This window comes from Bifidobacterium aerophilum (assembly GCF_010667685.1).
Lineage (GTDB): Bacteria > Actinomycetota > Actinomycetes > Actinomycetales > Bifidobacteriaceae > Bifidobacterium > Bifidobacterium aerophilum.
Genome location: NZ_WHZW01000035.1, coordinates 1 through 9,855, shown reverse-complemented (window position 1 = coordinate 9,855; position 9,855 = coordinate 1). Strand labels below are relative to the sequence as shown.

Genomic DNA, 9,855 nt, shown 5'->3' with positions numbered 1-9,855 from the left:
GACTAGGATTTCACGCTCACCACAGGTGAGGCACCACTCCGGATTACGCGCTCATTTTCAAATGAGGCACCTCGACGGGCGGCTGATACCGAGGGAGGATTACCGCATTTCTTCCCTCAACTGCGGGGGCGAGGATTTCGCTGTTGCCTGTATGCGGGCGAATCTCCGCTATGAGAAAAATCAAAAACGGGAAGATGTGAAAAGCCACCACTATATCATCAGCTTTGACCCACGGGACGGGACAGACAACGGCTTGACCGTAGACCAGGCGCAGGAGCTGGGCGAGAAGTTCTGTAAAGAGCATTTCCCCGGACACCAAGCCCTTGTATGCACCCACCCGGACGGGCATAACCACAGCGGCAATATCCATGTGCATATCGTCATCAACTCCCTGCGAATTTATGAAGTCCCGCTTCTGCCCTACATGGACAGACCAGCCGACACGGCAGCCGGACGGCTTCGAATACGGAACCGCCGTAGGCTGGTACTTCCCCTACTATCTAGACGAGGACAGTCTGATCCAGGAGGGCATCGATCCGGACAAGCTCAGCGCCCTGTCCTTTTCCCCGTCAGACATCCTCAACTCTTGGGCGGCAGAGATCGGAGCGCCTGAGTTCGGCATGTGGGAGGCACTGGATAAGGTGCTGAACGACCGTGGCCTCGACCGTGAGGCAGTGTCTTTCGATGACAACGACCCGGCCGTGTGCGATCCGGCGGATCCCCTGTCCATGGTGACGGCCGTCGCCGGTCCTACCCGCTAGGAGGCAAGTGGCCGTCTGCTTGATTGCAGACGGCCACTTGCCTCTCGAATCGGCGTATCACGAGACAACCACAGGAGTCCACCTCACTACCATCGGCGTGTCATGTCGGGCGACCTGATATCTTTCTTTCTAGAAAGATTTCTTTCTAGAAAGATTTCTAGATGTTTGAATCGACCGACTCAAGGAGGGTCAAATGATCATCGGAGTTCTCAACGCGAAGGGAGGCGTCGCCAAGACCATGTCCAGTATGGCCCTCGCGACCGCCGCCAGCCGGCGTGAGCTCAATGTCACCGTGATCGACACCGACCCGCAGGGCACCGCGACGAACTGGGCCCTGCGCGCCGAGGACAACGGCGAGGAGCTGCCCTTTGCGGTGGTGTCCCGCAACAAGGCGGAGATTCGCCGGATGAAGTCCCGTAGGCCCGATGCGGACGGCGGCGTCGTCATCATCGACTGCCCGCCGGACGGCGCCGTGCTCGACGAGACGATCGACGTCGCGGACTTCGTCGTCATCCCGGCGCGACCGGCCGAGATCGATCTGCAGCAGACGATCCTCGCATGCGAGGCGTGCGCCCGTCAGGGCACGGACTTCGCGGTCCTCATGACCATGGTCCGTGCGAACACGGTGTCCAGCCGGGAGTTCCGGCAGGCCGTCCTGGATTCCGGCGCCGGCATCTTCGACGTGTCCATCCCTCTGCTTGAGGAGATCCCGGCGTCGTTCGGCCACCGCTTCCGCAGCAACCTGCACGGCTATGGCGAGGCATGGAACGAGATCGTCGACGCGGTCCTTGAGAACGACGGCAAGGAGGAAGAGCGATGAGGCGCAGCACGATGAAGGTCTTCCGGCCGCAGGAGCAGGAAGCCCCGCGCACGATCATGGACGGACAGGATCACGCATCCCGTGGAGACGGAATCGATTCGATCGATTCCCTGGAGGCCGTGAAGGTCTCGATGGCATTCCGGATCGAGTTCGGCCTGCAGACGAGGCTGAGGGAGTTCTGCGCCGTCCGCGGTGTCAAGATCGGCGACTTCGTCAACGACGCGATCCGAGAGAAGCTCGCCAACGAGGCTTAATCGAGATACAAGTGGCCGTCTGCAATCAAGCAGACGGCCACTTGCCTCCTAGCGGGTAGGACCGGCGACGGCCGTCACCATGGACAGGGGATCGGCCGGATCACACACAACTGAACCGGCCAGTCCGACTCCGGACCGGAACGACTGGGGGACACTCAGTCCGAGTCCTCCACGGGCGACCGACGGCCTGTTCAGTCCGTCGAGGAACGGCGAGTCCGGCTGGATCGGTTCGGCCTCGGCCTCATGGTTCAGCTCGAACCGGTACAGCGTGCTCCCGCCGTAGAAGGAGCCGTCGGACTCGTATCCCTGGTGGACGGACACGGTCCACCCGTCTGTGTCCGGGTCGAGATCAAGGTCTTTCCACCAATTCCGGACGCGGAGTTCGTCGGCCCATTCCCAGACGCTACGGGCGATGTCGTGCGCGTCGAGCTTTCCCTCGTGCCACGCGTTCGCCTGCTCCGCCGACAAGGGGAATTGGAATCCACGTCCATCGTCGCGCCGGATCTCGACGCGGAGGTGTTCCATGGCGACAAAGCCGTATGTTCCGTCGCGATGGAACGTAAGGGTTGTGGTCCACCCCTGAAGGTCAAGAAATGCCCTAATGATCGCTCTGACCGTCGCGAGGAATCAGATCGATGGCGTCGAAGTCGGCCCGGCGGTTCCGCTCGTCCATCGTGACCGTGAGCACGGTCGGCACGACGCGTTGACCGTCGTAGGCCCCGGTCGGATCCCAGGGAGTGAAAGAGACCGTGCCTTCGACGGTGCGGTAGGAGTGCCGTTTCACGGTGGATTCCCAGTCCGCGAGCAGTTCCGGATCCGGTGTCTCGCCGGTCAGATCGTCCATGGTCAGGTCGGGGTGCCGGTCGCGCATCTCACTCCACAGGTTCTCGAAGTCCCAATGCCCGCTCACCGGGATCCGAAGGTCCGGGAACCGGCGGTGCAATTCCGATTCCCGCAGATATGCTGTTTTCAGCAATTCAAAGGTTTGTTGTCCCGAAAGCATTATGGTTCCTCCTTGTTTGTGGCTTCCAGCGCGCGGTAGACGGTGCTCCGGCTGACGCCCATCAGATCGGCGATTCGTTCGACGGTCAGGGTCCGCGAATCGTACAATCTTCGGATTTCGTCCTTTTCCGGGCCTTTGAGGGCCGGAGGCCGTCCACCCTTCCTCCCTCTTGCTCTTGCGGCTTTCAGACCCGCTTTGGTCCTTTCCCGAATCAGGTCCCGCTCGAATTGGGCCATCGCCGCGAAGACGTTGAACACGAGGACGCCTCCCGGCGTGCTTGTATCGATGGTCTCGGTCAGGCTGACGAACTGCACTCCCCCGGCGTTGAAACGGTTCATGAGTTCGACCAGATGCTGCACGCTCCGCCCGAGACGGTCGAGCCTCCATACCACGACGATGTCACCCGCACGGAGCTGGTCGAGCATCCGGTCCAGCTGAGGACGGCTTGCTTTGGCTCCGGAGGCGACGTCCGTGAAGATCCGTTCGCATCCCGCGGCGGACAGCGCATCGTGTTGGAGCGCCGCGTCCTGTTCGCCGGTGCTGACGCGGGCATATCCGATTTTCATGAGCCAATCATATCAGAGCGTGTCAAAACTCAACGGATATTGAACCTTTTGACACGTTGATTGTGAAATGGATTGTGAGACGCTTTCAGCCATTCGCCGTCGAGAATGGCGGCTGCAGAGCCGAATGTGCCAGAAACGTCCGTTTATGAGACTCGCCGGAGAATCATGCAGTACACCAATTGGTGTACACTTGCAATCAGTACAGCTGATTTTCAAGGAGGATGACATGGCACCCAACGACAGATGGGACGAAGACAGCCTCAAGAGGTATCGCGATCATGAGTGGGGCCGGGCAGCACAGAGGAGCATCTCCTTCCGCGATCATGTGCGGACCCTGGTCGCACAGAGGAGCATCGCCCTCGAGGACGTCAGGTGCGGCGATCTGGTAGTCCAGTATTGTCCGCAGCTTCCGCCGACATTCGATCTCATGCGAGTCGACGCCATCGTGAGCGACCCCAGCTTCTACCCCGATCCAAGCACTCCGACGGAAGACGTCAAATACGCGCTGTTGTTGGAAGAGGACGAGGGAGAGTCCCTTGCCGCCGAAATGTCCGTCCCGACGGGATACGTCAACCACATGCATACGGACGCCGTACGTGACGGAGTGCCGGAAAACGAACGTCGCATGATCATCTTCCAGCGCATGAACGGTTGGATGCTGGATCATCCAGACCGACGCGTGAGCAAATGCGGAGCCTACCTCTATTGGTTTCGGATTTCTCCAGACGAAGCCCGTGATTTGATCGGAAGCATTGTCCGTGACCTGCATGAGCGCCGGAATCAGCTTCAAGAAGCGTCCGTCGAATCGGACTTGAGGATTGTCGAACGTTTCAACCAGCAGCTGATCAAGCCGGGTACCCGACAGGCTGCGCTCGAACTGCAACGTCGGGACAACGACTTGCATAACGAGGGCAAGGATGGATTCGTGGAGTCATGGATCAGCCGGGAACAGGCCGAACGAGCCATGAATCGACTGCGGGGCAATGGTGTGACGGTGAACCTCAATGATGATCAGCAGCTGTCGCCGGTGTGCGATCCAGCCAGTCCAACGGATTCAATCCATATCCAAGCCACTTTCATCCGATAGGAAACCTCATGACCCTTCGTGACATGCGAGACAGCCGCGGTGACAGCATACGGCTGCTCGCTCATCGAGCCGATGTGCCTCCCCAGTCCATCACACGGTGGGAGTCCGGAGATCGAGACCCTCACCGGATGCGGCTGGACACCGCTTGTCGACTTGCCACCGCCCTCGGATTGAGTCTTGATGATTTCTGGGCCAACCTCTGAGAAAGAAAGATGCAGTGAAGAAGAAAGATGACGACGGATCGTTGCCCGTCGACCCCGTCACCGGCGAGCTGATCCTCAACGATCGGCTCAGCACCGTCCTGGACATCATGGATCGCGAGCCAAGCGCACCCGAGATCTGGTTCGGGCACAGCATCCTGACATCCACGCTGTTCCCCACCGTCCAGCCGGATGCGTCCGTGCCGTTCATCTCCAAGCGCAACGGCCGGTACGAGTTTCTGTTGGAGCCGGGCATCGATTCGGAGACCCGTCAGCGCAAGTTCCCGAGCGGGAAATATCCCAGGTTGCTCATGGCCTGGATGGCAAAGCAGATCCGTTCCGCCGGCGGCCGGAAGACCGACATCGTCGACCCGGAAGCTCATCAGATCACGATTCCCACATTCTTCCGACTGTGCGCAGAGCTCGGACTGCCCCGCGGCGGCAAGACGGTCGAATCGTTGCGCGAACAGCTCCGACTTCTCCTCGCGTGCCATATCAGCATCCGCAGAACGACCGGATTCGTCGGCGGGGACATCCATGACACCGTCTCCCTGCCGATCGTCAAGGCCGTGAGGCATGTGCGCAACCGCAAGAACGCGGATCTGTCAGGAGCGAGCTTCATCCTCACTGACGAGGTCTGGGAGCGACTGCAGACGGAAAGCGCGCCATTCGACGTCCGTGTGACGAAGATCCTGCTCTCGGGCAAGAGCGTCATGCCCTACGACGTGTACATCTGGCTGACCGCGTCGGCCAACAGGCTGTCACGGGACACATTCGTGTCATGGGAATGGCTGTTCGAGCGCTTCGGCGACGGATTCAAGGACGAGGCAGACTTCCGAAAGAAATTCCGTCAGGCACTGGCAAAGGTCCGGGAAGTCTATCCTGCACTGAACGTGACCGTCCCCTCACGGGGAAAGGGAATCATTCTGCACCGATCGGAACCGTCGGTTCCTCCTCGTGCCGTAAGGAATCTTCCTCTTCCTGAAGGGAAGACGAGAGCAAGGATCTGAGAAGACACGCCGATATGCGGTTGTAGGACGATAGTCCACGGATTCAATCAATCGGATTACCTATTAACTATATATAAATACTATAACTTATAACGCATGGCCTTAGCCTTACTGCGAGTAGAGCTAAGGGCGGATTGAACAGGACGATAGTCCACGCTCTGTAGGACGATAGTCCACGTCGCCGCACGGGTGGAAAGGGCTTATGGGACGATAGTCCACGCGCTTGTGGGACGATAGTCCACGCGTTGCGAGGCCGCGTATTCGCAGGTGCGGTATGATTGATTCGTCTTCTTTCTTAGTGACATTCGAAGGAGACCGGGGAGGCCGGAAACGGTCTCCCCATCTTTTTAGAGAGAGTGAAATCTTGGAGAACAGCCAATGCGGTATGTGAGCGGGATCTATGCCTTGAATCTCGGGGATCGGGTGGAGACTCCGGGCGATTGGCATTTCAGCGCGCTGGATTGGACACGGCCCACCATCCTCGACAGCGATGGTTCTCCATTCGGGGAGTGGGGCATCAGAGAGGATGACGTACCCGGGATTGGCCGGATGCCGGTCGCCGATCACGCGCGCGCCTGCCTCGATCTGATCGCCGGCGGTCACTTCGGCGAGGCCCAGGGGATGCGTGACAACTTCATCTCGAACGACTCGTATGACCGGCCGATCATGAGTCAGGCGTGGAAGCTGCGCGACAGCGAACGATGGCCGCAGATCGATCGGTTCATGGGACACGAATACCTGTGCAAGTGGCTCGACTTCAAGGAGGGCGAAGACGAATGGACGTGAAGGGATATGACTTCGGCGTCCAGGCTCATCGAAACGCCATCGAACTTTTCTAGATAGAAAGAAATCTTTCTATCTAGAAAAACCTCATTCCTCGCCGTCCACCAGACGTTCCAGCTCCCTGATCTCACGCTCGGCAAGGGAAAGCCTCAGCCTTGCCGCGGCAAGGCGAGACCTACGGTCCTGCTCCCGTCTGCGCTGCGCCTCCTCCACGGTGATAACAATCAAATGATCGCGCCCGTTGAACCGGTCGATCGTCGTTCCGACGAGTCCTTTTCGCTCCAGCGAACGCACGGCTCGCTTCAGACTTGCCGTCTCGGATGCGGTTCCCGCCATCAGTGAGATGATCGCCCTTCCCTTCGAGTCCAGCTCATCGAGGATTCGCCGTTCCTGCGCGCCCAATCGCCGTTCCATTCCGACTCCTTCCCATAAGTGTTATACCTGATTCTACCATAACACTTTGCTATGTGCTATATCAACCATTCCTATAACATTTATTTGAAATGAACATTTTCTAACATGAGAAGGCAATGCATAACCTATGGACAAGATAAGACACGCACATAAGCTAACATGAAACGAACAATTCTTCGAATCTGATCCACCGATTTCTCATGTACGGACATTTGCCGCACAATCGAATCATGGATATGCCATCACCAAGGAAAGCCGCTTCGAGATGCGGATGACCAACGAGAAACGCGACCGGATCGCCCAGTCCGCGGAATCCAAGGGGATGACGGCGTCGCGGGCGGTCGCGCTCTCTTACGCGGCGTGGAACGACTTCGTCGTCGCGCTGGATGAGCCGATGCCCTACGCCGCGGCTGAGCTGTTGGGCAGGGAGCCGATCTGGGCATGAGCGAATCCGAGGCCGACCAGACCACGACGGCTCACACCGCAGGATCCGTTATCCGGATTCGACTGCGGCAATCCCGTGGTCAACGACTGGCTGACCCGCCACTGGGCCATGTCGCAGCGGCGGCATACCGCGGTGGCATGCGACACGTTCGTCGGGGACGGAGATCATCGCGAGGTCGCTGCTCGTGGAGCCGGTCGTGGATCGTGCCGTGCTCTTCAGCGAGCATGACGGGGTGAAAAGATCTGATTATTTCTAGAAATCTATCTAGAAATCTATCTAGAAAAAGCATTACGTACACTGGTACCCTGATACCAGTAGTCGCGTCAATCGGAAGGAACGGTGCATGACCGGAGCAATCCGCAGCTCGACCGCCCCACAAGCGCTTGAGTTCTTCGCCGGCATAGGACTTGCCCGCCTTGGTCTCGAAGAGGCGGGCTTTCATGTGGCATGGTCGAACGACATAGATCCCAAGAAATGCCAGATGTACCGGAATCATTTCGGGTCCGTCCCGGATCACACTCTGGTCGAAGGGGACATGAGCGAACTGAAAGGATCCGACCTCCCCCGCGACATTTCTGTTGCCTGGGGCTCATCCCCCTGCACCGACATCTCCTTGGCCGGCACTCGTGCCGGGTTGAACGGCAAGCAGTCCAGCGCTTTTTGGCAGTATATCCGTCTGCTGGAAGAGATGGGGGACGATATGCCTCCCGTGGCTGTTCTTGAGAACGTCACAGGTCTCGCGACATCCCATTCCGGCGAAGACATGGCGGCGGCGGTCCGCGCCTTCAACCGGCTCGGGTATTCCGTCGACGCCTTGTCCATTGACGCGCGTCGATTCGTCCCGCAGTCCCGTCCCAGGCTTTTCCTGATCGGCCTGAAAAACCCTCCCAAGGGCTCGCAGTCCGATTCCCCGTTGCGTCCGGACTGGCTGCAGCAGGTCTTCGCCGACGCTTCCCTGCGCATGCACAAAGCGGTGTTGCCGGCACCGCCCGAACCTCTTATGTCCGGGTTCGGCATGTACGTCGAGGAAATGCCGTCGGACGATTCCCGATGGTGGGATGAGGACAGGTTGGAGGCTTTTCTTGGATCGCTGTCCGCCGTGCAGGCGGAAAGAGTGGAAAAGCTGAAGAACAATCCGTCCGTCTCCTACCGGACGGCGTATCGACGCACCAGAAACGGGAAGTCCACCTGGGAAGTCCGCGCGGATGATGTTTCAGGATGCCTGAGAACGGCCCGTGGCGGCTCTTCGAGGCAGGCCGTTGTGCGGCTTGGCGAAGGTACATCCGCCGTGCGCTGGATGACCCCGAAGGAATATGCGGCGCTGATGGGGGCGTCGCATTACAACCTCGACGGATTGCGGACCAACCAAGCCCTGTTCGGATTCGGCGACGCTGTGGCGGTTCCCGTGGTCGCATGGCTGGCGGAACACTACCTTGCTCCGGCACTCCGAGGCACTTTGGACGAACCGGTCTTCGCGGGGTGCTCCCAGTCCGAGGCTCACTCTGCAATGGAAGGAGAGCTTGCATGAATCTTGAACCCATCGAGCGGTTCCGGGACAGTCACGGAATCAACACCAAGGGCAACCTGGCCGGAATCCTGCAGCTCAACCGCGCCTTTTCGAGAGACACGCTGCCGATTGATCCCGACGACTACCTCACCGACAAGGAAGGACAGGTCAAAGGACTCAGCAAAACGAACTGCCAGAGGATCCTGTCTGAGCACGGCATCAGGAGAGTGCTCGCCGCGGAGGCCGGACGCACCAGCCGTGGTCTTATGGGCATCATGAAGGACTACGCGGAGCTCATCAATCAGGAGAATCCTTCCAGAGAAGAGTTCGATGAGATCGAGCGTTTCTGGATCGACTGCATCCGCAGGTTCTTCAGCAGCAAGCCTTTCAGACTGGAGGCCGATGACTCGCTCTCGATCACCGCGGCGGTGGGCTATCTTCTGGAACAGGCCAAGAAACGGCAAAAGGAGAATCCTGGCACCATGTATGAGGGAACGGTGCTGCAGCATCTCGTAGCGGCGAAGCTGTCCATCATCATGCCGGAAGTGGAGATCAACGGAGCCTCGGTCGCCGACGATCCCACAGGACGAGGCGGCGACTTCAACATCGGCGACACCGCCATCCACTGCACCACGGCCCCAGCCACATTGCTCATGGAAAAATGCCAGCACAATATCCAGAACGGCCTGCGTCCCATCATCATCACGGTGAAGGACCGCGTGAAAACCGCCTGGGATCTGGCCGCCGACATGAACTTCGCCGAACGGCTGGAAGTCTGGGACATCCAGGCGTTCCTGTCGACCAATGTCCATGAGCACGGTCACTTCAGCCAGGACGAGCGCAAGGCGATGCTTGCCGATCTGGTCACTGCATACAACAGGATCATCGACACGCATGAAACGGACCCGAGCCTGCGGATCGAGTACGGCAATTAGGGTGTGTTTACTCTATGGTGCTTTGGTGACATGATGGTGGTATGTGTACGCCGAGGTATGACATCACGAG

Annotated in this window: 14 protein-coding genes and 1 pseudogene; 11 read left to right on the top strand and 4 right to left on the bottom strand. The window is 59.0% G+C overall.

The genetic code is table 11. The features are described from left to right. Positions 1 to 61 precede the first annotated feature (61 nt). From GFD25_RS11640 to GFD25_RS11625, 4 genes and pseudogenes are all read left to right on the top strand, one after another. Positions 62 to 337 (top strand): annotated as a pseudogene (locus tag GFD25_RS11640) (relaxase/mobilization nuclease domain-containing protein); the annotation flags it as partial. Positions 338 to 401: 64 nt separating this feature from the next. Then, complete coding sequence (locus GFD25_RS11635; RefSeq protein WP_163232980.1) at positions 402 to 761, top strand: hypothetical protein; 360 nt, start codon at positions 402 to 404, stop codon at positions 759 to 761. A 193-nt stretch (positions 762 to 954) separates the two neighbouring features. After that, positions 955 to 1,581, top strand: coding sequence for a ParA family protein (locus GFD25_RS11630; protein WP_163233004.1), 627 nt, complete (start codon positions 955 to 957; stop codon positions 1,579 to 1,581). Next, entirely contained in the window at positions 1,578 to 1,835 is a 258-nt protein-coding gene (locus GFD25_RS11625; RefSeq protein WP_163233002.1) for a hypothetical protein, read from the top strand. Before GFD25_RS11630 ends, GFD25_RS11625 begins: the two co-directional genes overlap by 4 nt. A 48-nt stretch (positions 1,836 to 1,883) precedes the next feature. On the opposite strand, the gene GFD25_RS11620 is transcribed toward GFD25_RS11625, so the two are convergent. From GFD25_RS11620 to GFD25_RS11610, 3 genes are all read right to left on the bottom strand, one after another. Further along, positions 1,884 to 2,360, bottom strand: a complete 477-nt coding sequence (locus GFD25_RS11620; protein WP_163233000.1) for a hypothetical protein — start codon at positions 2,358 to 2,360, stop codon at positions 1,884 to 1,886. Positions 2,361 to 2,433: 73 nt separating this feature from the next. Beyond that, the gene (locus GFD25_RS11615) at positions 2,434 to 2,838 is read right to left on the bottom strand and encodes a hypothetical protein (protein ID WP_163232998.1); all 405 of its coding nucleotides are present in this window, start codon (positions 2,836 to 2,838) and stop codon (positions 2,434 to 2,436) included. Continuing rightward, the gene (locus GFD25_RS11610) at positions 2,838 to 3,404 is read right to left on the bottom strand and encodes a recombinase family protein (RefSeq protein WP_163232996.1); all 567 of its coding nucleotides are present in this window, start codon (positions 3,402 to 3,404) and stop codon (positions 2,838 to 2,840) included. The genes GFD25_RS11615 and GFD25_RS11610 overlap by 1 nt, the downstream gene beginning before the upstream one ends. Before the next feature lie 226 nt (positions 3,405 to 3,630). Here GFD25_RS11610 and GFD25_RS11605 point away from each other — a divergent pair, with 226 nt between their 5' ends. The 4 genes from GFD25_RS11605 to GFD25_RS11590 all read left to right on the top strand — a co-directional run bounded on the left by GFD25_RS11605 (position 3,631) and on the right by GFD25_RS11590 (position 6,487). Next, entirely contained in the window at positions 3,631 to 4,491 is an 861-nt protein-coding gene (locus tag GFD25_RS11605; protein WP_163232994.1) for a hypothetical protein, read from the top strand. Between the two features lie 8 nt (positions 4,492 to 4,499). Continuing rightward, positions 4,500 to 4,694 (top strand): helix-turn-helix domain-containing protein, encoded by a 195-nt coding sequence (locus GFD25_RS12610; protein WP_163232992.1) that lies wholly within the window; start codon positions 4,500 to 4,502, stop codon positions 4,692 to 4,694. A gap of 14 nt (positions 4,695 to 4,708) precedes the next feature. Further along, the gene (locus GFD25_RS11595) at positions 4,709 to 5,701 is read left to right on the top strand and encodes a replication protein RepA (RefSeq protein WP_338024664.1); all 993 of its coding nucleotides are present in this window, start codon (positions 4,709 to 4,711) and stop codon (positions 5,699 to 5,701) included. Positions 5,702 to 6,088: 387 nt separating this feature from the next. Continuing rightward, positions 6,089 to 6,487, top strand: a complete 399-nt coding sequence (locus tag GFD25_RS11590; protein ID WP_163232990.1) for a hypothetical protein — start codon at positions 6,089 to 6,091, stop codon at positions 6,485 to 6,487. A gap of 84 nt (positions 6,488 to 6,571) precedes the next feature. Here the strand turns inward: GFD25_RS11590 and GFD25_RS11585 are convergent, their stop codons facing one another. Continuing rightward, complete coding sequence (locus GFD25_RS11585; RefSeq protein ID WP_163232988.1) at positions 6,572 to 6,898, bottom strand: hypothetical protein; 327 nt, start codon at positions 6,896 to 6,898, stop codon at positions 6,572 to 6,574. Between the two features lie 271 nt (positions 6,899 to 7,169). Between GFD25_RS11585 and GFD25_RS11580 the strand changes: the two genes are divergently transcribed. The 3 genes from GFD25_RS11580 to GFD25_RS11570 all read left to right on the top strand — a co-directional run bounded on the left by GFD25_RS11580 (position 7,170) and on the right by GFD25_RS11570 (position 9,785). Further along, a complete protein-coding gene (locus tag GFD25_RS11580; RefSeq protein ID WP_239512564.1) occupies positions 7,170 to 7,343 on the top strand; it encodes a hypothetical protein in 174 nt (57 codons plus the stop codon). 343 nt (positions 7,344 to 7,686) lie between these two features. Beyond that, complete coding sequence (locus tag GFD25_RS11575; RefSeq protein ID WP_163232984.1) at positions 7,687 to 8,871, top strand: DNA cytosine methyltransferase; 1,185 nt, start codon at positions 7,687 to 7,689, stop codon at positions 8,869 to 8,871. Further along, complete coding sequence (locus GFD25_RS11570; RefSeq protein ID WP_163232982.1) at positions 8,868 to 9,785, top strand: DUF4928 family protein; 918 nt, start codon at positions 8,868 to 8,870, stop codon at positions 9,783 to 9,785. Before GFD25_RS11575 ends, GFD25_RS11570 begins: the two co-directional genes overlap by 4 nt. Positions 9,786 to 9,855: the final 70 nt, after the last annotated feature.

Excerpts from the sequence above, each read along its gene's own strand:
- GFD25_RS11635 (WP_163232980.1), top strand. The coding sequence starts at position 402 with ATGAAGTCCCGCTTCTGCCCTACATGGACAGACCAGCCGACACGGCAG.
- GFD25_RS11630 (WP_163233004.1), top strand. The coding sequence starts at position 955 with ATGATCATCGGAGTTCTCAACGCGAAGGGAGGCGTCGCCAAGACCATG.
- GFD25_RS11625 (WP_163233002.1), top strand. The coding sequence starts at position 1,578 with ATGAGGCGCAGCACGATGAAGGTCTTCCGGCCGCAGGAGCAGGAAGCC.
- GFD25_RS11620 (WP_163233000.1), bottom strand. The coding sequence starts at position 2,360 with ATGGAACACCTCCGCGTCGAGATCCGGCGCGACGATGGACGTGGATTC.
- GFD25_RS11615 (WP_163232998.1), bottom strand. The coding sequence starts at position 2,838 with ATGCTTTCGGGACAACAAACCTTTGAATTGCTGAAAACAGCATATCTG.
- GFD25_RS11610 (WP_163232996.1), bottom strand. The coding sequence starts at position 3,404 with ATGAAAATCGGATATGCCCGCGTCAGCACCGGCGAACAGGACGCGGCG.
- GFD25_RS11605 (WP_163232994.1), top strand. The coding sequence starts at position 3,631 with ATGGCACCCAACGACAGATGGGACGAAGACAGCCTCAAGAGGTATCGC.
- GFD25_RS12610 (WP_163232992.1), top strand. The coding sequence starts at position 4,500 with ATGACCCTTCGTGACATGCGAGACAGCCGCGGTGACAGCATACGGCTG.
- GFD25_RS11585 (WP_163232988.1), bottom strand. The coding sequence starts at position 6,898 with ATGGAACGGCGATTGGGCGCGCAGGAACGGCGAATCCTCGATGAGCTG.
- GFD25_RS11580 (WP_239512564.1), top strand. The coding sequence starts at position 7,170 with ATGACCAACGAGAAACGCGACCGGATCGCCCAGTCCGCGGAATCCAAG.
- GFD25_RS11575 (WP_163232984.1), top strand. The coding sequence starts at position 7,687 with ATGACCGGAGCAATCCGCAGCTCGACCGCCCCACAAGCGCTTGAGTTC.
- GFD25_RS11570 (WP_163232982.1), top strand. The coding sequence starts at position 8,868 with ATGAATCTTGAACCCATCGAGCGGTTCCGGGACAGTCACGGAATCAAC.